Annotated in this window: 27 protein-coding genes; 10 read left to right on the forward strand and 17 right to left on the reverse strand. The window is 62.4% G+C overall.

Features of this window, described 5'->3' with window-relative positions; all coding sequences use genetic code 11:
• Positions 1-11: 11 nt before the first annotated feature.
• Genes rsmD through PFLQ2_RS25565 form a run of 3 tightly spaced genes read right to left on the reverse strand, consistent with a single transcriptional unit; the run spans position 12 to position 3461 of the window.
• Complete coding sequence (rsmD, locus tag PFLQ2_RS25575; RefSeq protein WP_003177469.1) at positions 12-623, reverse strand: 16S rRNA (guanine(966)-N(2))-methyltransferase RsmD; 612 nt, start codon at positions 621-623, stop codon at positions 12-14.
• Positions 623-2113 carry a M16 family metallopeptidase gene (locus PFLQ2_RS25570; RefSeq protein ID WP_003177470.1) on the reverse strand — a complete coding sequence of 497 codons (1491 nt, stop codon included), beginning with the start codon at positions 2111-2113 and terminating at the stop codon, positions 623-625. Before PFLQ2_RS25570 ends, rsmD begins: the two co-directional genes overlap by 1 nt.
• Complete coding sequence (locus PFLQ2_RS25565) at positions 2106-3461, reverse strand: M16 family metallopeptidase (protein ID WP_003177471.1); 1356 nt, start codon at positions 3459-3461, stop codon at positions 2106-2108. Before PFLQ2_RS25565 ends, PFLQ2_RS25570 begins: the two co-directional genes overlap by 8 nt.
• Positions 3462-3793: 332 nt before the next feature.
• Here PFLQ2_RS25565 and ftsY point away from each other — a divergent pair, with 332 nt between their 5' ends.
• From ftsY to rpoH, 4 genes are all read left to right on the forward strand, one after another.
• A complete protein-coding gene (ftsY, locus tag PFLQ2_RS25560; RefSeq protein WP_003177473.1) occupies positions 3794-5236 on the forward strand; it encodes a signal recognition particle-docking protein FtsY in 1443 nt (480 codons plus the stop codon).
• A complete protein-coding gene (gene ftsE / locus PFLQ2_RS25555) occupies positions 5233-5904 on the forward strand; it encodes a cell division ATP-binding protein FtsE (protein WP_003177474.1) in 672 nt (223 codons plus the stop codon). Before ftsY ends, ftsE begins: the two co-directional genes overlap by 4 nt.
• A complete protein-coding gene (gene ftsX / locus PFLQ2_RS25550) occupies positions 5901-6923 on the forward strand; it encodes a permease-like cell division protein FtsX (protein WP_003177475.1) in 1023 nt (340 codons plus the stop codon). Before ftsE ends, ftsX begins: the two co-directional genes overlap by 4 nt.
• A 112-nt stretch (positions 6924-7035) precedes the next feature.
• Positions 7036-7890, forward strand: a complete 855-nt coding sequence (gene rpoH, locus PFLQ2_RS25545; protein WP_003177476.1) for an RNA polymerase sigma factor RpoH — start codon at positions 7036-7038, stop codon at positions 7888-7890.
• Positions 7891-8087: 197 nt separating this feature from the next.
• Here rpoH and mtgA read toward each other — a convergent pair whose 3' ends face one another.
• On the reverse strand, positions 8088-8810 hold the full coding sequence (mtgA, locus tag PFLQ2_RS25540) for a monofunctional biosynthetic peptidoglycan transglycosylase (RefSeq protein ID WP_003177477.1): 723 nt from the start codon (positions 8808-8810) through the stop codon (positions 8088-8090).
• A gap of 71 nt (positions 8811-8881) precedes the next feature.
• Between mtgA and PFLQ2_RS25535 the strand changes: the two genes are divergently transcribed.
• The 4 genes from PFLQ2_RS25535 (at position 8882) to trmB (ending at position 11139) form a co-directional block, all read left to right on the forward strand.
• Positions 8882-9262 carry a DUF423 domain-containing protein gene (locus tag PFLQ2_RS25535; RefSeq protein WP_003177478.1) on the forward strand — a complete coding sequence of 127 codons (381 nt, stop codon included), beginning with the start codon at positions 8882-8884 and terminating at the stop codon, positions 9260-9262.
• Between the two features lie 91 nt (positions 9263-9353).
• Positions 9354-9554, forward strand: a complete 201-nt coding sequence (gene thiS, locus PFLQ2_RS25530) for a sulfur carrier protein ThiS (protein ID WP_033045879.1) — start codon at positions 9354-9356, stop codon at positions 9552-9554.
• A 55-nt stretch (positions 9555-9609) separates the two neighbouring features.
• Positions 9610-10404, forward strand: a complete 795-nt coding sequence (locus PFLQ2_RS25525) for a thiazole synthase (protein ID WP_003177480.1) — start codon at positions 9610-9612, stop codon at positions 10402-10404.
• Between the two features lie 9 nt (positions 10405-10413).
• Entirely contained in the window at positions 10414-11139 is a 726-nt protein-coding gene (trmB, locus tag PFLQ2_RS25520; RefSeq protein WP_003177481.1) for a tRNA (guanosine(46)-N7)-methyltransferase TrmB, read from the forward strand.
• 129 nt (positions 11140-11268) lie between these two features.
• Here trmB and PFLQ2_RS25515 read toward each other — a convergent pair whose 3' ends face one another.
• The 9 genes from PFLQ2_RS25515 to PFLQ2_RS25475 form a co-directional block, all read right to left on the reverse strand.
• Positions 11269-11592, reverse strand: coding sequence for a DUF3392 domain-containing protein (locus PFLQ2_RS25515; protein ID WP_003177482.1), 324 nt, complete (start codon positions 11590-11592; stop codon positions 11269-11271).
• Positions 11593-11611: 19 nt separating this feature from the next.
• Positions 11612-12811: a radical SAM family heme chaperone HemW gene (hemW, locus tag PFLQ2_RS25510; protein ID WP_003177483.1), complete on the reverse strand. Its 1200-nt coding sequence runs from the start codon at positions 12809-12811 to the stop codon at positions 11612-11614.
• Positions 12808-13404: an RdgB/HAM1 family non-canonical purine NTP pyrophosphatase gene (gene rdgB / locus PFLQ2_RS25505; RefSeq protein ID WP_003177484.1), complete on the reverse strand. Its 597-nt coding sequence runs from the start codon at positions 13402-13404 to the stop codon at positions 12808-12810. Before rdgB ends, hemW begins: the two co-directional genes overlap by 4 nt.
• On the reverse strand, positions 13401-13835 hold the full coding sequence (locus PFLQ2_RS25500) for a DUF4426 domain-containing protein (RefSeq protein WP_003177485.1): 435 nt from the start codon (positions 13833-13835) through the stop codon (positions 13401-13403). Before PFLQ2_RS25500 ends, rdgB begins: the two co-directional genes overlap by 4 nt.
• A 25-nt stretch (positions 13836-13860) precedes the next feature.
• Complete coding sequence (metW, locus tag PFLQ2_RS25495; RefSeq protein ID WP_003177486.1) at positions 13861-14481, reverse strand: methionine biosynthesis protein MetW; 621 nt, start codon at positions 14479-14481, stop codon at positions 13861-13863.
• 7 nt (positions 14482-14488) lie between these two features.
• Positions 14489-15628 (reverse strand): homoserine O-succinyltransferase MetX, encoded by a 1140-nt coding sequence (metX, locus tag PFLQ2_RS25490; RefSeq protein ID WP_003177487.1) that lies wholly within the window; start codon positions 15626-15628, stop codon positions 14489-14491.
• A 129-nt stretch (positions 15629-15757) separates the two neighbouring features.
• The gene (locus PFLQ2_RS25485) at positions 15758-16348 is read right to left on the reverse strand and encodes a YggT family protein (protein ID WP_003177488.1); all 591 of its coding nucleotides are present in this window, start codon (positions 16346-16348) and stop codon (positions 15758-15760) included.
• 10 nt (positions 16349-16358) lie between these two features.
• Positions 16359-17177, reverse strand: coding sequence for a pyrroline-5-carboxylate reductase (gene proC, locus PFLQ2_RS25480; protein ID WP_003177489.1), 819 nt, complete (start codon positions 17175-17177; stop codon positions 16359-16361).
• 35 nt (positions 17178-17212) lie between these two features.
• Complete coding sequence (locus PFLQ2_RS25475) at positions 17213-17899, reverse strand: YggS family pyridoxal phosphate-dependent enzyme (RefSeq protein ID WP_003177490.1); 687 nt, start codon at positions 17897-17899, stop codon at positions 17213-17215.
• 53 nt (positions 17900-17952) lie between these two features.
• Between PFLQ2_RS25475 and PFLQ2_RS25470 the strand changes: the two genes are divergently transcribed.
• A complete protein-coding gene (locus PFLQ2_RS25470) occupies positions 17953-18987 on the forward strand; it encodes a type IV pilus twitching motility protein PilT (RefSeq protein WP_003177491.1) in 1035 nt (344 codons plus the stop codon).
• A gap of 159 nt (positions 18988-19146) precedes the next feature.
• On the opposite strand, the gene PFLQ2_RS25465 is transcribed toward PFLQ2_RS25470, so the two are convergent.
• Positions 19147-19758: a C40 family peptidase gene (locus PFLQ2_RS25465; protein ID WP_003177492.1), complete on the reverse strand. Its 612-nt coding sequence runs from the start codon at positions 19756-19758 to the stop codon at positions 19147-19149.
• A 249-nt stretch (positions 19759-20007) separates the two neighbouring features.
• Here PFLQ2_RS25465 and PFLQ2_RS25460 point away from each other — a divergent pair, with 249 nt between their 5' ends.
• Positions 20008-20436 carry an NINE protein gene (locus tag PFLQ2_RS25460; protein ID WP_003177493.1) on the forward strand — a complete coding sequence of 143 codons (429 nt, stop codon included), beginning with the start codon at positions 20008-20010 and terminating at the stop codon, positions 20434-20436.
• 132 nt (positions 20437-20568) lie between these two features.
• Here the strand turns inward: PFLQ2_RS25460 and PFLQ2_RS25455 are convergent, their stop codons facing one another.
• Genes PFLQ2_RS25455 through pyrR form a run of 3 tightly spaced genes read right to left on the reverse strand, consistent with a single transcriptional unit; the run spans position 20569 to position 23372 of the window.
• Entirely contained in the window at positions 20569-21840 is a 1272-nt protein-coding gene (locus tag PFLQ2_RS25455) for a dihydroorotase (protein ID WP_003177494.1), read from the reverse strand.
• A complete protein-coding gene (locus PFLQ2_RS25450; RefSeq protein ID WP_003177495.1) occupies positions 21837-22841 on the reverse strand; it encodes an aspartate carbamoyltransferase catalytic subunit in 1005 nt (334 codons plus the stop codon). Before PFLQ2_RS25450 ends, PFLQ2_RS25455 begins: the two co-directional genes overlap by 4 nt.
• 24 nt (positions 22842-22865) lie before the next feature.
• Positions 22866-23372: a bifunctional pyr operon transcriptional regulator/uracil phosphoribosyltransferase PyrR gene (gene pyrR, locus PFLQ2_RS25445; RefSeq protein WP_003177496.1), complete on the reverse strand. Its 507-nt coding sequence runs from the start codon at positions 23370-23372 to the stop codon at positions 22866-22868.
• Positions 23373-23391: the final 19 nt, after the last annotated feature.

Here is a 23391-nt window from a genome sequence, read left to right on the forward strand (position 1 = left end):
CTGGCAGCCGTTCAGTCATCGTCCTTTGCCGAGCGCTGCCACAACGCGTAATAGACCCGTCCGGATTTCTGCTCCCGATGCAAACGCCAATTGCCGGGCAAGCCCAGTGTGGACGGGGCGGTCTCGCTTTCAGTGTAGACCCAGGCATCCTCGGCCAGCCACTGCCGTTCCTCGAGCAGGGCGCACACCGTCGGCAACAGGTTCTGGTTGAACGGCGGGTCGAGGAACACCAGGTCGAAGGGCGTTGCCGGCTGGCTGTCGAGGTAGCGCAGCGCGTCGGCCGTTTGCACCTGGCCGACGGTGCAGCGCAGGGTGCCCAGATGCTCCTTCAGGCTCGAGACCGCCAGGCCGCTGGCGTCCAGGGCCTGGCCCATGGCCGCGCCACGGGACAGCGCTTCGAGAAACAACGCGCCGCTGCCGGCGAACGGGTCGAGCACCCTCGCGCCCGCCACGTAAGGTGCGAGCCAGTTGAAGAGGGTCTCCCGCACCCGGTCCGGCGTCGGCCGCAAGCCCGGGGCGTCGGGGAAACTCAGGCGCCGGCTGCGCCATTGTCCGCCAATGATGCGCAATTGGTTCACACCGTTGTGAACGGGTTTCTTGCTGGAATTCGATGGACGGGCCATTAATGCTCCGGTACCCCGAGCGGTTGCTCGGCAGGTTTGTCAGTGGGGGCCGGTAGCGGCTTCTGCGGCACGGTCGGGCCGGCGGTGACGATGACCATTTTGTCCGTGCTCAGGTGTTTGTTCAGTGCAGCCTTGACCTGCTCGACCGTCAGCGCCTGGGACTGGCGCATGAAGTCTTCCAGGTAGCTGAGTGGCAAGTCGTAGAAACCCATGGCGCCGAGCTGGCCGACGATGTCTGCGTTGCTGGCGGTGGACAATGGGAAACTGCCCGCCAGCTCGCGTTTGGCGTCATCGAGTTCTTTCTGGGTGGGGCCGTTCTTGAGGTAATCGGCGAATACCTCCTGCACCAGTTTCAAGGTGCCTTCGCTCATCTCGGCACGGGTTTGCAGGTTGATCATGAACGGGCCGCGGGCCTGCATCGGCGTAAAGCCCGAATAAACGCCGTAGGTCAGGCCGCGCTTCTCCCGGACCTCGGTCATCAGCCGCGTGCCGAAACCACCGCCGCCCAGGATCTGGTTGCCCAGGGACACGGCGGCGAAATCCGGATCGTCCCGGTCGATGCCCAGTTGCGCGAGCATCAGGTTGGTTTGCTTGGACGGGAATTCGATATGGCCAACGCTGGCCTTGGGTTCCACCGGTGCGGGAGTTTTCACCAGGGCGGGACCCTTGGGCAGCGCCACGGATACTTGGCTGGCAATGGCCTCGGCTTCGGCGCGGGACAAATCGCCCACCAAAGCAATCACGGCGTTGCCGGCGGTATAGGCCTTGGCGTGGAATGCCCGGGCCTGGGCCAGTGTGATCGGTGGAATGCTCTCGGCTGTGCCGTCACTGGAATGGGCGTAGGGGTGTTCGCCGTACAAGCGCTTCATCAGCTCCAGCCCCGCCAGCTTGCCGGGGTTCTGTTTCTGGTACTCGAAACCGGAGAGCATTTGGTTCTTGATGCGGGCGAAGGAATCGGCGGGGAAGGTCGGTTTGCCGACCACCTCGGCGAACAGCTTCAACGCCGGCTCGCGTTTGTCCAGCGCGCTGAGGCTGCGCAGGGACGCCACGGCCATGTCGCGGTAGGCGCCGTTGCCGAAGTCCGCGCCGAGGCTTTCGAACCCTTGGGCAATGGCACCGACATCCTTGCCGGCCACGCCTTCGTTGAGCATGGCATTGGTCAGCAGCGCCAGGCCGGGAGCATCGCCGTCCTGGCTGCTGCCGGCGGCGAACGTCAGGCGCAGGTCGAACATCGGCAATTCCCGGGCTTCGACGAACAGTACCTTGGCGCCCTCGGCGGTTTTCCAGCTTTGCACGTCGAGCTGGCGGTGGCTGGGCGCTTTACCGTCGAGTTCCGCCAGTGATTGCAGCTTGTTACCGGATTGGGCGTTGTCCAGGGCCTGGCTCGCGGTGACGCCAGTGGACGGCGTCAGGTAGAAGGCCACGGCACCGACCAGGGCGATGAGTACCAGGCCAACCAGCACCAGGCGCGGTGATTTGCGCTCACTCATGAGCTTTCTCCTCGGGCAGGACGTGCGCAACGCTCAGGCGCGAGCGGGTGAAATACAGCTGGGCTGCCTTCTGGATATCTTGCGGGGTCACGCTTTGCAGCTCGGCGAGCTCGGTGTCCATCAGCTTCCAGGACAGGCCGACGGTTTCCAGCTGGCCGATGGCGGTGGCCTGGCTGGTGATCGAGTCGCGTTCGTACACCAGGCCGGCAATGACCTGGGCGCGCACGCGTTCCAGTTCGTCGGCAGCCGGGGCGGTGGTTTTCAACTGATCGAGCAGGCGCCACAGGCCGGCTTCGGTCTGGGCGAGGGTTTTGTTTTTCTGGGTGTTGGGCGTCGCCGACAAGGTGAACAGCGTGTCGCCACGGGTGAAGGCGTCGTAGTTCGACGAGCCGCCGGACACCAGTTCTTCACCGCGCTCGAGCTGGGCTGGGATCCGCCCGCTGTAGCCGCCGTCCAGCAAGGCCGAGATCAACCGCAGGGCGTTGACCGAACGTTTGTCCGTCGTGGTGGCGATGCTGGGCACGTTGAAGGCCAGCATCAGGCTCGGCAGTTGGGTCTGCACATGCAGGGTGATCTGGCGTTCGCCGGGTTCGGCCAGCTCCAGGGGAATTTTCGCCACCGGCACGTCGCGCCGCGCAATCGGGCCGAAATACCGCTGGGCCAGGGCCTTGACCTCGTCCGGCGTCACGTCGCCGACCACCACCAGGGTGGCGTTGTTCGGGGTGTACCAGGATTCGTACCAGTGCCGCAGCTCCTGCACGGTCATGCGGTCCAGGTCAGCCATCCAGCCAATGGTCGGCGTGTGGTAGCCGCTGGCCGGGTAAGCCATGGCCTTGAAGCGCTCGAAAGCCTTGGACATGGGCTTGTCGTCGGTGCGCATGCGGCGTTCTTCCTTGATTACCTCGATCTCGCGGCTGAACTCCTCCGGCGGCAGGCGCAGGCTGGCCATGCGGTCGGCTTCCAATTCGAAGGCCACGCCCAGGCGGTCACGGGCCAGCACCTGATAGTAGGCAGTGAAATCATCGCTGGTGAACGCGTTTTCTTCGGCGCCCAGGTCCCGCAGGATCAGCGACGCTTCGCCGGGGCCGACTTTTTCGCTGCCCTTGAACATCATGTGCTCCAAGGCGTGGGACAGACCGGTCTGGCCCGGCGTTTCATAGCTGGAGCCAACCTTGTACCAGACCTGTGAGACCACCACCGGCGCACGATGATCTTCACGAACCACGACCTTCAGGCCATTGTCGAGGGTGAATTCGTGGGTGGGTTGTGGGTCGGCAGCCAAGGCTGAAAAGGGCAGACAAACTGTGCTGAGCAGCAGGCCTGCGGCGCGGCGGGCAAGAGCATTCATTCGTGTTTAAACCTGTTGGGCTGCCTGCTAGGTCTTAGCCTCAGCAGGCGAGGAGGTGCTAGGATACTGATCCGTTTTACTGGCGGCCACGCCTATCGGGCGTTTTGTCGGCCCAGGGTGGTCCGCGAGTGTTGGGTTTTTTCGTGGTTCCCTGCGTTTTCGCCGATGATGCCCTGCCAGTCCTTCGTAAAATCGACGATGGGGTGTCCTTGGGACATTTCGACAATCTGTTGCGCGTGAACGAGCTGGATGAAACGCAGTCTGTTCAGCATCGAATATTTATCACCGAGGCGCCCTCGTGGCGCGTCGCTACCGTGAGATAGCCGTCCTCCATGTTTGGTTCCAACGACGACAAGAAGACCCCAGCTGCGGCTGGCGAGAAAAAAGGCCTGTTCGGATGGCTGCGCAAGAAACCGCAGGAATCCGCCGTCGAACAGCCGCAACCGCTGCCAGAGCCTGCCGTCGAGGCGGTGGCCGAGCAAGCGGAGCCGATCGTCCTGCCGATCGCCGAGCCGGTGCTGCAACCGGTCGAGCCTGAGCCCGAACCTGCGCCAGAACCCGTGGCCGAACAGCCGCTGCCCCCGCCCGTCGAGCAGGCCCCCTGGTTGACCCTGCCAGTGGCGGAAGAGCCAGTGGCGTTTGTCGAGGATGAACAGGCCCCGCACATCACCCCGCCGATTCCTGCCCCGACGCATGCTGTCGAGGCACCAGTCGTCGAACCTGTCGTTGAGCCGCCGGTCGCCGCCATTATGCCCGTGGTTGCGCAAGCAGCGCCCGAGGCGCAACCGGCTGCGCCGGACACGACCGCTCCCATCGAACCCCTAGCTGTTGCCGAGGAAAGCAAAGTCGGCTTCTTCGCCCGCCTCAAGCAAGGCCTGTCCAAGACCAGCGCCAGTATCGGCGAAGGCATGGCCAGCCTGTTCCTGGGCAAGAAAGTCATCGACGACGAATTGCTTGAAGACATCGAAACCCGCCTGCTGACCGCCGATGTTGGCGTCGAGGCGACATCGGTGATCATCCAGAGCCTGACCCAGAAGGTCGCGCGCAAGCAGTTGACCGACGCCGACGCGTTGTACAAATCCTTGCAGGGCGAGCTGACCAATATGCTCAAGCCAGTGGAAAAGCCGCTGGTGATCGCCTCGCAGAACAAGCCGTTCGTCATTCTGGTGGTAGGCGTCAATGGTGCCGGCAAGACCACCACCATCGGCAAGCTGGCGAAGAAGCTGCAGTTGGAAGGCAAGAAAGTCATGCTCGCCGCCGGCGACACCTTCCGCGCTGCCGCCGTCGAGCAACTGCAAGTGTGGGGCGAGCGCAACAAGATCCCGGTCATCGCCCAGCACACCGGCGCCGATTCCGCTTCGGTGATCTTCGACGCCGTGCAGGCCGCCAAGGCCCGGGGCATTGACGTGCTGATCGCCGACACGGCCGGTCGCCTGCACACCAAAGACAACCTGATGGAAGAGTTGAAGAAGGTTCGCCGGGTCATCGGCAAGCTCGATGCCGATGCACCCCACGAGGTGTTGTTGGTGCTGGACGCCGGTACCGGCCAGAACGCCATCAACCAGGCCAAGCAATTCAACCAGACCGTCGAACTGACTGGCCTGGCCCTCACCAAGCTCGACGGCACCGCCAAGGGCGGAGTGATTTTCGCCCTGGCCAAGCAATTCGGCCTGCCCATTCGTTATATCGGCGTGGGTGAAAGCATCGACGACTTGCGCACCTTTGAAGCCGAGCCCTTTGTCCAGGCACTGTTTGCCGAGCGGGAGCATTCATGATTCGTTTCGAACAGGTCGGTAAACGCTATCCGAACGGTCACGTCGGCTTGCATGAGCTGAGCTTTCGGGTCCGTCGGGGCGAGTTTCTGTTTGTCACTGGCCATTCCGGGGCCGGTAAAAGTACCTTGTTGCGCCTGTTGCTGGCGATGGAGCGGCCGTCCACCGGCAAACTGCTGCTGGCCGGGCAGGACCTGAGCACCATCAGCAATGCGCAGATCCCCTACCTGCGTCGGCAGATCGGCGTGGTGTTCCAGAATCACCAGCTGCTGTTCGATCGCACCGTGTTCAACAACGTGGCGCTGCCGTTGCAGATCCTTGGCCTGTCCAAGGCCGAGATCATCAAGCGCGTGGATTCGGCCCTGGAGCGGGTGGCCCTGTCGGACAAGACCGATCTGTACCCGGGCGACCTGTCCACCGGTCAGCAACAGCGCGTCGGCATTGCGCGGGCCATCGTCCACCGTCCAGCCTTGCTGCTGGCGGACGAACCCACCGGTAACCTCGATCCACGCCTGGCGGCGGAAATCATGGGCGTATTCGAAGACATCAACCGTCTGGGCACCAGCGTGCTGATCGCCAGTCACGACTTGGCCCTGATCGCCCGCATGCGTCACCGCATGCTCACGTTGCAGCGCGGTCGATTGATCGGTGACGGGGAGGCTGGCGTATGAGTGCGACTCGCAGTCCAAAAGTGGCCGAACGCGTGGCCCCGAAGGCCACCGACCCACAGCCGCAAAAGAAAAAGCGTGACGATGATGACGGTCCGGACTTTCCTACGCTGCTGCGTGCCTGGATCGAAAGCCATCGCGCCAGCCTGCTGGACAGCCTGCGACGCCTGGGCAAGCAGCCCATCGGCAGCTTCTTTACCTGCATGGTGATGGCGGTTGCCCTGAGCCTGCCCATGGGCCTGTCATTATTGCTTAACAACGTGGAGCGTCTGGGCGGTTCCTGGCAGCGCGCGGCGCAGATATCCCTGTACCTGCAACTGGACGCGACGCCAGGCGAAGGCGAGGCGTTGCGCGAGCAGATAAAAGTAATGCCAGGCGTGGCCGATGCCGAATACATCAGCCGCGAGCAGGCACTGGAAGAGTTCCAACAGCAGTCCGGCCTGGGCGAAGCCCTGAAGGAACTGCCGGAGAACCCTCTGCCAGGCGTCGTACTGGTAACGCCCAACGAGGTCGACAAGCCGGCCCTGGAAGCATTGAGACAAAGACTTTCCGAACTGCCCAAGGTACAACAGGCGCAGCTTGATTTAGTCTGGGTCGAGCGTCTTGCGGCGATCCTCAAGCTCGGCGACCGGTTTGTCTTCGGTCTGACGGTGCTGTTGGTTTCTGCATTACTTTTGGTGATAGGCAATACCATTCGTCTTCATATTGAAAACCGCCGCACCGAGATAGAAGTGATTAAACTCGTTGGCGGTACGGACAGCTATGTACGCAGGCCTTTCCTTTATATGGGGGCTTTGTACGGCTTCGGCGCCGGGATTCTGTCCTGGGGCGTATTGGCGTTCGGCCTGGATTGGCTGAACGATGCGGTAGTGGGACTGGCCGGTTTGTACGGCAGCGATTTCGCGTTGGCCGGCGTGCCAGTCGCCGACGGTCTGTCGCTCTTGCTTGGCGCGGTGCTGTTGGGTTATATCGGTGCATGGATTGCGGTCGCACGCCACTTGCGTGAGCTGGCGCCAAAATAGGTTTTTTTGCGCGTATTGACCTTTCAGTTTTTGTGGGAACTTGTCCTACGGTTCCCGGTCAATTTTCGCAGTGCTGAACTGCACGAGTTATGTGAGTCGGAGGTTTTTTCGTATGACCACTTCTTTGCAACCTGCTTATGCTCTGGTCCCGGGTGCGAACCTGGAGGCCTATGTGCACACGGTGAACAGCATTCCATTGCTGACACCTGAGCAGGAGCGTGAACTGGCCGAGAGTCTCTATTATGAGCAGGATCTTGAGGCGGCTCGGCAGATGGTGCTCGCCCACCTGCGTTTTGTCGTACATATCGCCCGCAGCTATTCCGGCTACGGGCTGGCCCAGGCCGACCTGATCCAGGAAGGCAACGTCGGCCTGATGAAGGCGGTCAAGCGTTTCAACCCGGAAATGGGTGTGCGCCTGGTGTCGTTTGCGGTGCACTGGATCAAGGCGGAAATCCACGAGTTCATCCTGCGCAACTGGCGCATCGTGAAAGTCGCGACCACCAAGGCCCAGCGCAAGCTGTTCTTCAACCTGCGCAGCCAGAAGAAGCGCCTGGCCTGGTTGAACAACGAGGAAGTCCATCGCGTGGCCGAAAGCCTGGGCGTAGAGCCTCGGGAAGTGCGCGAGATGGAAAGTCGCCTGACCGGCCATGACATGGCGTTCGACCCGGCTGCCGAAGCGGACGACGACAGCGCGTTCCAATCGCCGGCCAACTACCTGGAAGACCACCGGTACGACCCGGCGCGTCAGCTGGAAGACGCCGACTGGAGCGACAACTCCAACACCAACCTGCACGAAGCCCTGGAAGTGCTGGACGAGCGCAGCCGCGACATTCTCTACCAGCGCTGGTTGGCTGAGGAAAAAGCCACGCTGCACGACCTGGCGCAGAAGTACAACGTGTCGGCCGAGCGGATTCGCCAGCTTGAGAAAAGCGCGATGAACAAGCTCAAGGTGTCGATTGCGGCCTGACCGGCGGCAACGCTAATACAAAAACGCCCCGACCGGTGATGGTCGGGGCGTTTTTGTTTGTGCTCAATGTCGGACCCGAGACTCCACCTGTGGGAGCGGGCTTGCTCGCGAATTCGGTACACCGGATACATCGATGTGGACTGACACACCGCATTCGCGAGCAAGCCCGCTCCCACAGGGGGTCTTCAGTGTTTGGGCTATTGGGCCCACGGTGCCCGTCGCGAATCATTGAGCCCCAGCAAATAACTATCGCCGCCCAACTGGCTCATCTGCTGGCGGATCCAGCTCGCCCGCCGCAATACATAGGGGCTCGGTCGGCTGGCGCTCCACACCCGCGGGTTGGGCAACACCGCCGCCAGCAGGCTGGCCTGTTGCCGGGACAAGGCGTCAGCGCTGGTGCGGAAGTGATGCCGTGCCGCCGCTTCTGCCCCGAACACACCGTCATCCCACTCGACGCTGTTGAGATACACCTCGAGGATCCGTTGCTTGGGCCAGAACACCTCGATCAGCGCCGTGAACCAGGCTTCCAGCCCTTTGCGCAGCCAACTGCGGCCCGACCACAAAAACAGATTCTTGGACACTTGCTGGCTGAGGGTACTGGCGCCGCGAATCGAACCGCCACGCCCGTTGTGAGCGAACGCGGCCTGGATGGCGCTGATGTCGAAGCCCCAATGCTCGGGGAATTTCTGGTCTTCACCAGCAATCACCGCAATTTTGAGGTTGTCGGAAATCCGCTCCCAAGGCTGCCAGGTGCGCTGCAGGTCGATCGGTTCACCGCCAAACCAGGATTCAACCTTGCGCTCGATCATCAACGCGGTGAACGGCGGCGGCACCACACGAAACAGCAGCACCAGCACAACGCTGCCGACGGCGAACCAGAGCAGGGCTTTAAGGAATCGTCGAAACAATGTACGCAGCATAGAGATGGCTTGGCCGAACCCGTCGAGCGGGCCATTATACAGACCCTGTCCACCGAGTCTGAGGAGTTCTCATGCTGCGTAGCTTTCTGATGCTGGCTGCTTTTTTCGGCTTCACGGGCGTAGCACTGGGGGCGTTTGCCGCCCACGGCCTGAAAAACCGCCTGAGCGCCGATTACCTGGCGATTTTCCACACCGGCGTCACCTACCAACTGGTGCACACCCTGGCGTTGTTGGGCGTGGCGTTGCTGGCCACGCACATTCCCGGTCGCATCGTCACCTGGGCCGGGATTTCATTCGTGATTGGCATCCTGCTGTTCTCAGGCAGTCTGTATCTGTTGACGATGACCGGCATCACCAAGCTGGGCATCATCACACCGTTTGGCGGACTGGCGTTCCTGATTGGCTGGCTCTGCCTGGGCCTCGCGGCGTGGCGCTTGCAGCTTGCCGCTTGAAGCTCGCCGCTTATAGCTGACCAAGGGACTTGGGTCACCCTGACTGATCGGGCTAGAATGCCAGCCCCTAAAAATGATGGCGGCATCCGGCATGCGCATTCAGTTGAACGGCGAACCCCTTGAACTGCCCGATGGCGAAACCGTCGCGGCCCTGCTGACCCGTCTGGAACTCACCGGACGCCGCGTCGCGGTGGAGCTCAATCTGGATATCGTCCCGCGTAGCCAGCATGCCGACACGACTCTCAACGAGGGTGACCAGGTTGAAGTCGTGCACGCCATTGGCGGCGGCTGAACCCCCTCGGCTTCGCAGTATTTCGCAAGAACCTCACCCCTACAGAGGATTTCCCATGAGCATCGTTCGTAGCGACAAGCCCTTCGTCCTGGCCGGTCGTACCTACCAGTCGCGCTTGCTGGTAGGCACCGGCAAATACCGCGACATGGAAGAAACCCGCTTGGCCATCGAAGCCTCGGGCGCCGAAATCGTGACCGTCGCCGTGCGCCGCACCAACATTGGCCAGAACCCGGGCGAACCGAACCTGCTGGATATCCTCCCGCCGGACCGCTACACCATCCTGCCGAACACCGCCGGTTGCTTCGACGCCATCGAGGCCGTGCGCACTTGCCGACTGGCCCGTGAGCTGCTTGACGGCCACAACCTGGTGAAGCTGGAAGTGCTGGCGGACCAGAAGACCCTGTTCCCCAACGTGATCGAAACCCTCAAGGCCGCAGAAACATTGGTCAAGGAAGGTTTCGACGTGATGGTCTACACCAGCGATGACCCGATCATTGCCCGTCAACTGGCGGAAATCGGCTGCATTGCGGTCATGCCGCTGGCCGGCCTGATCGGCACGGGCCTGGGGATCTGCAACCCGTACAACCTGCAGATCATCCTCGAAGAAGCCAAGATCCCGGTGTTGGTGGATGCCGGTGTCGGCACTGCCTCCGACGCCACCATCGCCATGGAACTGGGTTGCGAAGCGGTGCTGATGAACTCCGCCATCGCCCACGCCCAACAGCCGATCCTGATGGCTGAAGCCATGAAGCACGCCATTGTGGCGGGTCGCCTGGCCTATCTGGCCGGCCGCATGCCGAAAAAACTCTACGCCAGCGCCTCCTCGCCGCTGGATGGTCTGATCAAGTAAGAGCCATTGATGACTGAATCGAACGACACGCCTGTCCTGCCGGAAGAAGGCGAAGAGCGCCAACACCGCCGCATCAAGAGTTTCGTGATGCGCGCCGGGCGCATGACCGAAGGCCAACAACGCGGTCTGGAACAGGGCGCGCCGCTGTTCGTGCTGCCCCTGGCCGATGAACCGGTGGATTTCGACCAGGTGTTCGGCCGTTCGGCCCCGCGCTCGCTGGAAATCGGCTTCGGCATGGGCCACTCGCTGCTGGAAATGGCCGCCGCTTCGCCGGAACAGGATTTCATTGGCGTGGAAGTGCATCGCCCTGGCGTCGGTGCGCTGCTCAACGGCGTGCTGACCCAAGGATTGACCAACCTGCGGGTCTACGATTGCGACGCCATCGAAGTGCTCAACCGCTGCGTGGCCGATAACAGTCTCGACCGGCTGATGCTGTTCTTCCCCGATCCGTGGCACAAAAGCCGCCATCACAAGCGCCGTATCGTCCAGGCTTCATTCGCTGAGCTGGTGCGTAGCAAGTTGAAGGTCGGTGGCGTGCTGCACATGGCCACCGATTGGGAGCCCTACGCCGAATACATGCTGGAAGTGATGAACGTCGCACCGGGTTATCGCAACCTGGCCGAAGACGGCAAATGCGTCCCGCGCCCGGCCGAACGACCGATCACCAAGTTCGAGCGCCGTGGCGAACGGCTCGGGCATGGGGTTTGGGATTTGAAGTTCGAGAAGCTGGCGTAAGCATCACGCAATACCCAATGTGGGAGCGGGCTTGCTCGCGAATGCGGTGTATCAGGCAAATTATTGTCGTCTGACACACCGCATTCGCGAGCAAGCCCGCTCCCACAGTTGTTTAGGGGGGGCGCTAAATCAGCGTCGATCCGCCACCACGCCAATCAACACCAGCACCACCAACAGCACCGGTGCCAGGCTGTAGTTGTTGAACTGGCTCAACCCCCTGACGACCCATGGCGTGGCGTAGATCAGTGCCGCGCCGCTGCCGATCATGCACAGCAGGGCGATCAGCGGGACGCGCAGGGCGCCGGCGATGCTGCCCAGGCGTTGTTCGACCCAGCCCTTGATGTCCGCGCCAAACAGCACCAGCAGGCAGCCCACCAGCGCCAGGGAGATTTCCGACAGGTTGCTGCGGCTCCAGCGGGACACGGTGGCGAGCAGGTCGAGTACCAGATCCATTCGATTTCCTTTGTGTTGATCAGCTCAAGAATGTTTGCAGCAAGTCGTTGAGAAACAATTGTCCGCGCTCGGTGGCTGCCAGACGTGTCGGTTCGACCTGCAACAAACCGCTTTGTTCGGCCTCGCGCCGGCCTTCGGCCAGGCTTTCCAGGGGCAGCCCGGTGCGCTCGGGGTAGAGCCGCGCTTCCACGCCTTCGGTCAGGCGCAGGGCGTTCATCAAGAACTCGAATGGCAGCTCTTCGTTGGCCAGGGCTTTCTCGCCGGCCAGGAAACGTTTGGCCGGGTTGAGGTAATCCTTGGGCAGGCGGGTCTTCCAGGTGCGAACGATGCGTCCGTCCGGATGACTGAGCTTGCCATGGGCGCCGGCACCGATGCCGATGAAGTCGCCGAAGCTCCAGTAATTGAGGTTATGCCGCGCCGGCCTGCCGGGCTGGGCATACGCCGAGACTTCGTACTGGGCGTAGCCGTGCTCGGCCAGCAGCGCTTGACCGGCTTCCTGGATGTCCCAGAGCGTGTCGTCTTCGGGCAGGGTCGGCGGTTGGTTCCAGAACACCGTATTCGGCTCCAGCGTCAGCTGGTACCAGGACAGGTGCGTTGGCTTCAAGGCGATGGCCTGGCGCAGATCGCCCAGGGCATCGTCGAGGGACTGATCGGGCAGGCCATGCATCAAGTCCAGGTTGAAGTTATCGAAGCCGGCCTGGCGAGCCATGCCGGCGGCGCGTATCGCCTCGTCACCGTTATGGATCCGGCCCAGGGCCTCGAGCTTGGCCTGCTGGAAACTCTGGATGCCGATGGACAGGCGGTTGATCCCCAGCGCCCGGTAGGCCACGAATTTTTCCTGCTCGAAGGTGCCGGGGTTGGCTTCCAGGGTGATTTCGATATCCGGGGCGAAGGCGATTCGTGCCTCGACACCTTTGAGCAACCGGCCCAGGGCCTGGGCGCTGAACAGGCTGGGGGTGCCGCCGCCGAAGAAGATCGAGCTCAACGCGCGTCCATGCACCCCGTGCAGGTCCTGGTCAAGGTCGGCCAGCAAGGCGTCGACGTACTCCTCTTCCGGCAGTTGCGCGCTGGCGGTGTGGGAATTGAAGTCGCAATACGGGCATTTGCGCACGCACCAGGGGATGTGGACATACAGCGCCAGGGGCGGCAGCACCGGCAGCGGCGCCCGAGGCGTTTGTGCTCCGCCGTGAATCAGCGGGGCTGGAGCGTCATCGGTCATTGCAGACCCAGGCGCTGACGCAGCAGGACCATGGCCCGGGCGCGGTGGCTCAGCTGGTTTTTTTCCACCGGGCCGAGCTCGGCGCTGGAGCAATTGCGTTCCGGCACCCAGAACAGCGGGTCGTAGCCGAAACCGTGCTCGCCACTGGCCTCGGTGAGGATGCGCCCGTGCCACAAACCTTCGCAGAGGATCGGCAGCGGATCATCGGCATGCCGCACCAGGGCCAGGACGCACACGAACTGCGCGCCGCGTTCGGCTTCAGGCACGTCCTTGAGGGCTTCGAGCAGCTTGGCATTGTTCGCCGCGTCACCTTTGCCGTCGGCGTAGCGGGCCGAATAAATGCCCGGCGCGCCACCCAGGAAGTCCACCGCCAGCCCGGAGTCGTCGGCCAACGCCGGCAGGCCCGAGATGCGCGCAGCGTTGCGCGCCTTGAGGATGGCATTCTCGACGAATGACAGACCGGTCTCTTCAGGTTCGACCTGGCTGAATTCGCCAATCGAGCGCAACTGCACCGAGCCACCGAGCATGGCCTGGAGTTCCTTGAGTTTGCCGCCGTTGTGGCTGGCGAGTACGAGTTGGGTGAAGTTCATCATTCGCCGGGGAACAGTTCCTGGTTGAAGTTGAGGGTGTTGATCTTGTCGCCGGTCTGCACCTTGATCTCGAAGGTGCGGGTTTCCTGCTGGTTCACCGGGTATTGGGCGATGTAGTAGATCGCGTCTTGCTCCACCACCTGCTTGAATTTCAATGGCACGCTCTGGCTGGTGAGGTCTTTCACCGTGCCGCTGACGTCAGCGACCAATGGCTTGCCGGACTTGATCACCGAAACGTTGATAACGCCCTGGCTCTTGCTGCGGATCAGCTCGGCGGCCTTGGCGATATCCGGCGTCAGGTAAGTGGAATTGAAGGTGTTGTAGTGCACGGTGACGTCGCCGAACACTTCCTTGCGCTCGCCCTTGATGGCATCGGCGGCCATGACGCCGGCGCCCAGGCAAGCGGTGATGAGAAACAACGCTAGACGTTTCATGTCGTGCTCCTGATGAGGCCGGGGTTCACACCGCGACCTGGTAATCGCTGAGGCCTGGGCTGCTGACCCGATAGATGCCTATCTCACCTAACAGGTTAGGCCAAAGCTTGCTGGCCCACCCGTGGCGATGCTGCTGGTCCACCGCCAGGCGGTCGATGACCTTGGCTTCCCGCTCGCGGCACAGCGCCTCGAAGTCCTCAAACGTACAGAAGTGGATGTTTGGCGTGTTGTACCAGGTATAGGGCAGGAATTCCGATACCGGCATGCGGCCCTTGCTCGCCAGGTACCAGCGGCAGCGCCAATGCCCGAAGTTGGGAAAGGTGATGATGCACTGGCGCCCGACCCGCAGCATTTCGTCGAGGATCTTGTCCGGATAATGCACCGCTTGCAGGGCCTGGGTCATGACCACGATGTCGAAGCTGTTGCTGGCGAAGTTGCCCAGGCCCTTGTCCAGGTCCTGCTCGATGACGTTGATGCCCTTGGCGACGCACTCGGCAATGTTCTGCGGGTCGTTTTCCAGGCCATAGCCGCTGACCTGCTTGTTATCGCGCAGCCAGGTCAGCAGTTCGCCGTTGCCGCAACCCAGGTCGAGCACGCGGCTGCCGGCGGGGATCCATTCCTGGATGATGTCCAGATCGGCTCTCATGGCGTCCTCACAGCGTTATACGGTTCATGTAGTTGCCGAACGCCTGCAGGTAGCGCGGGATCGGGATCAAAAAGGCGTCGTGGCCCTGGGGCGCGTCGATTTCCAGGTAGCAGACATCCTTGCGCGCAGCCATCAGCGCATCCACCAGTTCCCGCGAGCGGGCCGGGGAGAAGCGCCAATCGGTGGTAAACGACATCACGCAGAACTTGGCCGTGGCATTGGCGAAGGTTTTCGCCAGGTTATCGTCGAAGTTCGCCGCCGGGTCGAAGTAGTCCAGGGCCTTGGTCATCAGCAGGTAGGTGTTGGCGTCGAACCGCCCGGAGAACTCCTCGCCCTGATAACGCAGGTAGCTTTCCACCTGGAACTCGACGCTGTGGAAGTCGTAGTTGAGCTTTTCGCTCTTGAGACCACGGCCGAATTTTTCGCCCATGGAATCATCGGACAGGTAGGTGATGTGCCCGACCATCCGCGCCAGCATCAAGCCGCGCTTGGGGATCACGCCATGTTCCTGGAACGAACCGCCGTGGAATTCGGGATCGGTGAGAATCGCCTGGCGTGCCACTTCGTTGAACGCAATGTTCTGCGCCGACAACTTGGGGGCCGAGGCAATGGCTAGGCAATGACGCACGCGGTCCGGGTAGGTGATGGTCCATTGCAGCGCCTGCATGCCGCCCAGGCTGCCACCGATCACTGCCGCCCATTGCCCGATGCCGAGGCGATCGGCCAGGCGAGCCTGGCTGTGGACCCAGTCTTCCACCGTCAGCACCGGGAAATCGGCGCCAAAGGGCTTGCCGGTGTCCGGGTTGAGGCTGCTGGGGCCGGTGGAGCCGTTGCAGCCGCCGAGGTTGTTCAGGCTGACCACGAAAAATCTGCTGGTGTCGATGGGCTTGCCCGGGCCGATGCAACTGTCCCACCAGCCCGGCTTGCGGTCGTCGATGCTGTGGTAGCCGGCGGCGTGGTGATGGCCCGACAAGGCGTGGCAAATCAGCACGGCATTGCTCGCCGTGGCATTGAGGGTGCCGTAGGTTTCGTAGATCAGGTCATAGGCTGGCAACGAACGGCCGCAGGCCAGGGCCAGGGGCTCGCTGAAATGCGCCATTTGCGGCGTCACCAGACCAACGGAATCGGGGGGAAAGGCAGCTGGCATCGACCCTGCTCGCGTTGAAATGAGGCGTAAGTCTAAAGACCGCTGTGGCGGGGGGCAAGCAAACGGCTGCGCTGTCGTTTTTGTGGTGAGGGAGCTTGCTCCCTCACCACAGGGATCAGGCAGCCTGGGTCAGATCAGCAGGCGCAGGATTTCCGGCATCATGGTCATCGCCGCCAGGTTGTTGATCACCAGCATGTCGATCAGCTTGAGCACCATGAACGCCAGGATTGGCGAGATATCCAGGCCGCCGAGGTTCGGCACGATGCGGCGGAACGGCGCCAGGGCCGGCTCGCAGATCTGGTTCACCAGTTCGGCACCCGGGTTATGGCTGCCTTGGGCGACCCACGACAGGATCACGCTGATGATCAGGGCAAAGAAGAAAATCTTCAGGAACAGTGCAGTCACGCCAATGATCGACCAGATCAGCAGTTGCAGCGGGTTGCCGGTGGTGCCGTAGGTCAGCAGCAGGGTCAGGGCCATCAGCGCCAATTGCACGAGGATCGCCAGGACCAGCGACGACATGTCCAGGCCGAACAGGCTGGGGATGATCCGGCGCAGGGGCTTGAGCAGCGGTTGGGTGGCCTTGACGATGAACTGGCACAGCGGGTTGTAGAAGTTGGCGCGCACCAGTTGCAGCACGAAACGCAGCAGCACGATCAGCAGGTACAGGCTGCCGAGGGTTTGCAGCACGTAGACCGCTGCAGTGTTCAATCCAATCATGAATGGCTCCTTATTGGCCCAGTTGTTCGGCCATCTCGGCCGAGCGGTGCGCGGCGGCGCCGAGTGCTTTTTCCACCAGGGCTTCGAAGCCCCCGGCCTGGAACGATTTGATGGCCGCTTCGGTGGTGCCGGCCGGCGAAGTCACGCGGCGACGCAGCTCGGCCGCGTCGACATCGCTGGAGACTGCCATGTGCGCGGCGCCGAGAGCGGTCTGCAAGGTCAGCTTCGCAGCGATGTCCCGTGGCAGGCCGAGCTTCTCGCCGGCGGCGGTCATGGCTTCGATCAGCAGGAAGAAATACGCCGGGCCCGAGCCGGAAACCGCGGTTACCGCATCCAGCTGTTGCTCGGTTTCCAGCCAGAGCGCCAGGCCCACGGCCGACAGCAGCGTTTCGGCTTGCTGGCGTTGTTCGCGGGTCACCTGTTCGGTGGCAAACAGGCCGCTGACGCCCTGGCGCAGCAGTGCCGGGGTGTTGGGCATGCAGCGCACGATGGGTTGCGCGCCGAGCCAGTTGTTCATGCTGGCACAGGTGATGCCCGCTGCAATCGATACCACCAGTTGATGAGGCTTGAGGCTTGGGCGAAGGGCTTGGCACACGGTCTTCATGGCTTGTGGCTTGACCGCCAGCACAATGACATCCGCGCCATCGATGGCCTGGGCGTTGTCGGCGAAGGTTTCGATGCCGTGCTCGGCGCTCACCCGGGTGCGGGTCTCTTCGCCCGGATCGCTGGCGCGGATCTGCAAGGCGGCCAGGCCCTTGGCCCGCAGGCCGCCGATCAGGCTGGCGGCCATGTTGCCGGCGCCGATGAAGGCAATACGCGTGTTGCTCATGACAGGTCCTTATAAAGAGATGAGTGGGCCATGTTTCAAGATTGTCCGTAGTCGCGGGCGCCGAACAGGGCGGTGCCGATGCGTACCCAGGTGGCGCCCTGGGCAATCGCCGACTCGAGGTCATGGCTCATGCCCATCGACAGCGTGTCCAGTGGCAGTCCGAGGCTGGCTTGCAGGCGTTGAACCGCGGCGAAGGCCGCATCCTGGGCGGCGCGGTCTTCGGTGGGTTCGGGAATCGCCATCAACCCACGCAACTTCAGGCGCGGCAGGGCGCAGATGGCGTTGGCCAATGCTGGCAGGTCTGCCGGGGTGCAGCCGGATTTGCTGGCTTCACCGCTGACATTGACCTGTATGCAGATATTCAGCGGCGCCAGGTCGGCCGGCCGTTGTTCGGACAGGCGCTGTGCAATTTTCAAGCGATCCACGGAGTGCACCCAGTCGAAATGTTCAGCGATCGCGCGCGTCTTGTTCGATTGAATGGGGCCGATGAAGTGCCAGATCAAGGGCAGGTCGGTCAGTTCGACCTGTTTGCCAAGCGCCTCTTGCAGGTAGTTCTCACCGAAGTCCCGCAAGCCGGCGGCATAGGCTTCGCGCAGGGCCTGGGCGGGTTTGGTCTTGCTCACGGCCAGCAGCTGGACACTGTGTTCGGCACGCTGGGCGGCCTGCTCCGCAGCGCGGATGCGGGATCTAACCTGAACGATGTTGTCTGCTATGGTGGACATAAAGAAGCGCCAGCGGTGAGGTTCGCGGCATTCTACTGGAATTGAGGAGCGCTATGGATATCACTGAACTGCTGGCGTTCAGCGCCAAACAGGGGGCGTCGGACCTGCACCTGTCCGCCGGGCTGCCGCCCATGATCCGCGTGGATGGCGATGTGCGGCGGATCAACCTGCCGGCGCTGGACCACAAGCAGGTCCATGAGTTGATCTTCGACATCATGAACGACCGGCAACGGGTAGATTACGAGAAGTTTCTTGAAACCGATTTTTCTTTTGACGTACCGGGCATCGCGCGGTTTCGGGTCAACGCCTTCAATCAGAATCGCGGTGCGGGTGCCGTGTTCCGGACCATTCCCTCGAAGGTCCTGACCATGGAAGACCTGGGGATGGGCGAGGTATTTCGCAAGGTGACCGAAGCAGCTCGCGGCCTTGTGCTGGTGACCGGGCCAACCGGCTCAGGCAAGTCCACCACCCTCGCGGCGATGATCGATCACCTGAACAGCCATAAACACCACCACATCCTCACCATTGAAGACCCGATCGAATTTGTCCACGAGCCGCGCAAATGCCTGATCAATCAGCGCGAAGTGCACCGCGACACGCAAAGCTTCTCCACCGCCTTGCGCTCGGCCCTGCGGGAGGATCCCGACGTAATCCTGGTGGGGGAAATGCGCGACCTGGAGACTATCCGCCTGGCGTTGACCGCTGCCGAAACCGGCCACTTGGTATTTGGCACCCTGCATACCACGTCGGCGGCCAAGACCATCGACCGGGTGGTGGACGTGTTCCCGGGCGATGAGAAGTCGATGGTGCGCTCGATGCTGTCGGAGTCGTTGCAGGCGGTGATTTCCCAGACGCTGGTCAAGAAGATCGGCGGCGGGCGGGTCGCGGCCCATGAAATCATGTTGGGCACCTCGGCCATCCGCAATCTGATCCGCGAAGACAAGATCGCGCAGATGTATTCATCGATCCAGACCGGTGGCTCGCTGGGGATGCAGACCCTGGACATGTGCTTGAAGGACCTGGTGAACAAGGGCCTGATCAGCCGCGAACATGCGCGGGAGAAGGCGCGGACGCCGGATAACTTTTAGCGGGAAAGAGGGAGCTCTTGTGGCGAGGGAGCTTGCTCCCGCTGGGCCGCGAAGCGGACCCAAAATGATTGGGTCCAGGGAGATCATTGGTCTGTTTGGGGCGGCTGCGCCACCCGGCGGGAGCAAGCTCCCTCGCCACAAGGCCGTGTACGGTTCGGATCAGCGCTGCACAACCCGCATCGCCGCCGGTTCTTTCGGCAAGACCCGCTTGGCAACCACGTAATGGGTGTCCCAGTACGGTTTGTTCAAGGTGTCGATGGTCACCGACTTGCCACGGCGCGGGGCGTGGATGAAACGGTCGTTGCCCAGGTAGATGGCTACGTGGTTGACCCGGCGGCTCTTGAGCTTGAAGAAGATCAGGTCGCCGGGCTTGAGATCCTTGCGCTCGACCTTCTCGCCGTGGCCGGCGGCCATGGCGTTGGAGGTGCGCGGCAGATCGAAAGTCGCATCATTGAAGGCGTATTTCACCAGTCCGCTGCAATCGAAGCCTTTACTTGGGCTGCTGCCGCCCCAACGATAGGGTGTACCGAGGACGTTCACCGCGCGGCTCAATACGTTGCTGCTCGCTTTGGTCGCCATCGGCGCAACCAGCGCGCTGTTGGCAGTACCCGAGCGCTGGGTGTTTTGCTTGTTCTTGCTCGAAGGAGCAGAAACGTGGGATTTAGGGGTAAAGCCGTTGACGTTGGGAAGACGTTGCTCACGATTGGTGGCGTGGGCGGCCAGTGGCAATAATAGGCAAATGGTTAGCCATGTCTTGAAAAATGGACGCATTAGGCAGGGCTCTTAAAGGTTAGCGCGCAACTTTATAACAGCTTTTTTTGCCTTTCCGAGGCCGTTTGTCGATTCGAAACCCAGCGTCAAATCCCTATAAATGCGACAAATTGCCCCGATTGTCCGACACAGCCCCTGTGTCACGGGGCTTTCATCGATTCGGTTGGTCCAGGACCGCTTGTCGGCGAGACACAAAAAAGTCACAAAAAGTCCGAAAAAATTTATCTATCGAGGCAAAAGAGACTCTCCATGAACAGCTATCAACAGGACACGAGCTCCGATACCCACAGCAAAGTCATCGGGTATCTGCTCTGGATTTTCGGTTTCACCGGTGCCCATCGTTTTTATTACGGCAAGCCCGTCACCGGCACGATCTGGTTCTTCACCTTCGGCCTGTTGGGCATTGGCTGGCTGATCGACCTGTTCCTGATCCCGGCCATGGACCGCGAAGCCGATCTGCGCTTCACTCCGGGGCCGATCGAATACACCGTGGCGTGGATCCTGCTGACGTTTCTCGGCGTGCTGGGCGTGCACCGCATGTACCAGGGCAAATGGCTCAGCGGGATTATTTACCTGCTGACCGGCGGGGTGTTTTTCCTGGGGGTGCTGTATGACTTCTGGACGCTGAACGATCAGGTCTCGATTCGCAATGCGCAGAAGCGGGGGGCTTTTCGGTAAGACGGGGCGATCCAGTCGCCTGCATTCGCGAGCAAGCCCGCTCCCACATTTGATCCGAGGCGTTCACAAAACATGTGATCACTGAAGATCCAGTGTGGGAGCGGGCTTGCTCGCGAAGCAGTCGCCGAGGTATCAAGCCTGGTGAGTGATCCGCCCGTCCATCAAGGTGTAGCGCACCACACCCGGCAAGCTGTGGCCCAGGAACGGGCAGTTGTCGCCCTTGGAGCGCCAGGTTTCACCCGCGACGGTGGAAGCTGAGGGATCGAACAGCACCAGGTCCGCCGCTGCGCCAACCGCCAGTTTCCCAGCGGGTAGTTGCAGCGCCTGGGCCGGGCCGGCGCTCAGGCGTGCCAGCAGGGTCGGCAAGTCCAGCAAACCGTCTTCCACCAGCGTCAGCGCCAGCGGCAGCAGCAGCTCGACACTACTGATGCCCGGCTCGGTGGCCCCGAACGGTGCCAGCTTGGCATCGCGCTCGTGGGGTTGGTGATGGCTGGAGATGGCTGAGATCACCCCGGACTTCACGGCTGCGCGCAAGCCATCGCGGTCGGCGCGGGTGCGCAGTGGCGGCTGGACGTGATAGACGCTGTTGAAATCGATCAGCGCTTCGTCGGTCAGGATCAGTTGGTACAGCGCTACGTCGGCGGTCACCGGCAACCCGCGGGCCTGGGCCTGGGCAATCAGTGCCGCACCGCGGGCGCTGGTCAGTTGGCTGAAATGCGCGCGCACGCCGCTTTGCTCTACCAGCAGCAGATCCCGCGCCAGGGCCACGGTCTCGGCGGTTTCCGGAATGCCCGGCAGACCGAGGAAACTGGCGGTGGGGCCTTCGTGGGCCAGGCCACCTTCGGCTAGATCGTGATCCTGGGAGTTGAAGATCACCGTGAGGCCGAAGGTCGCTGCGTATTCCAGGGCGCGGCACAGGGTACGGGTGTTGCGAAAGCTGTTGAGGCCGTTGCCGAACGCCACGCACCCGGCGTCACGCAGGGCGATGAGCTCGGCCAGCTGCTCGCCATCGAGGCCTTTGCTCAAGGCACCGATCGGGAAGACCTTGGTGTTGCCGGCTTCACGGGCGCGGTCGAGGATCAGTTCGGCCACGGCCGAGGTATCCAGCACCGGTTTGGTCTGTGGCGGGCAGCACAGGCTGGTCACGCCACCGGCAGCGGCGGCGCGGGTTTCGCTGACGATGCTGCCTTTGCGGCTGTAGCCGGGTTCGCGCAGCGCAACGTTCAGGTCCACTAGGCCGGGGGCGGCCACGAGCCCTTGGGCGTCGAGGACTTCGGCAGCTACGAAACCGGTCGGTGCGGCGCCCAGGGCGACGATTTTGCAGGCATCGATATGAATGTCGGTCACTTGATCCAGGCCACTGGCTGGATCGATCACGCGTGCGCCGAGAATGCTGAGCTTCACTGGGCGTTCTCCTGGTCGAATTGGCGCTGGGCCGTTTGCCCGCTCATGGCCATGGACAGCACGGCCATGCGGATGGCGATGCCGTAGGTGACCTGGTTGAGGATCACCGAATGCGGCCCGTCGGCCACCGCCGATTCGATCTCCACGCCGCGGTTGATCGGCCCGGGGTGCATGACAATGGCATCCGGCTTGGCGCCGGCCAGGCGGGCGGTGGTCAGGCCGAACAGGCGGTAGAACTCGCCTTCGCTGGGCAGCAGGCCGCCGGTCATGCGTTCGCGCTGCAGGCGCAGCATGATCACCACGTCCACATCTTTCAGGCCTTCGGTCATGTCGGTGTAGACCTTCACCCCGTATTGCTCGACGCCGATGGGCAGCAGGGTTTTCGGCGCGATCACGCGGATGTCGGGGCAGCCGAGGGTCTTGAGGGCCAGCATGTTCGAACGGGCTACCCGCGAGTGCAGGATGTCGCCGACGATGGCCACCGAGAGGTTTTCGAAGCTGCCCTTGTGCCGACGGATGGTCAGCATGTCGAGCATGCCCTGGGTCGGGTGGGCGTGACGGCCGTCGCCACCGTTGATGATCGCCACTTGCGGGCACACATGCTCGGCGATGAAGTGCGCCGCGCCGGAATCACCGTGACGCACGACGAACATGTCGGCGGCCATGGCTTCGAGGTTGCGCAGGGTGTCGAGCAGGGTTTCACCCTTGCTTGCCGAGGATGTGGACACGTTGAGGGTGATCACGTCCGCCGACAGGCGCTGGGCCGCCAGTTCGAAGGTGGTGCGGGTGCGGGTGGAGTTTTCGAAGAACACGTTGCACACGGTCTTGCCGCGCAGCAACGGGACTTTCTTCACCGCCCGGGCACCGACTTCGAGGAACGAGTCGGCGGTGTCGAGGATTTCCGTCAGCAGCTCGCGGCGCAGGCCGTCGAGGGACAGGAAGTGCCGCAGCTGGCCCTGATCGTTGAGCTGCAGCGGGCGCTTGGTTTCGAGAGGCGTCATCGCGATGGACTCTTACAAGGGCAGTTAAAGGGCAAGGTCTTGCAGTTCGAGTTGCAGCGGCGACGGTCCGGAGAGCTTGACCCGCTCATGGGCGGCCAGCGTCAAGGTTGCGCCGACCACGTTCGGGCGGATCGGCAGCTCGGCGGCGTCCAGGTCCAGCAGGCAGACCAGCGTCACGCTGGCCGGGCGGCCGTAGTCGAACAGTTCGTTCATGGCGGCGCGGATGGTCCGGCCGCTCATCAGTACGTCGTCGATCAGCACCAGGTGCTGGCCTTCGATCTCGAAAGGCAGGGCCGACGGGCGTACTTGCGGGTGCAGGCCGTTCTGGCTGAAGTCGTCGCGGTAGAAAGACACGTCCAGGGTGCCCAACGGCGATGGGCTGCCCAATTCTTCGAGCAAGGCCTGGGCGACCCAGACGCCACCGGTGCGAATGCCGATGTAGCGCGGTTCGCTGATGCCGCGTTGTTCCAGGTGTGCCGTAAGACGAATCGCCATCTGGCTGATCAGTTCGGCAGGATTGGGCAGGCTCATGCTGGCTCCTTCAGGTTCC

Origin of the sequence: Pseudomonas fluorescens Q2-87 (genome assembly GCF_000281895.1) — a bacterium.
Lineage (GTDB): Bacteria > Pseudomonadota > Gammaproteobacteria > Pseudomonadales > Pseudomonadaceae > Aquipseudomonas > Aquipseudomonas fluorescens_S.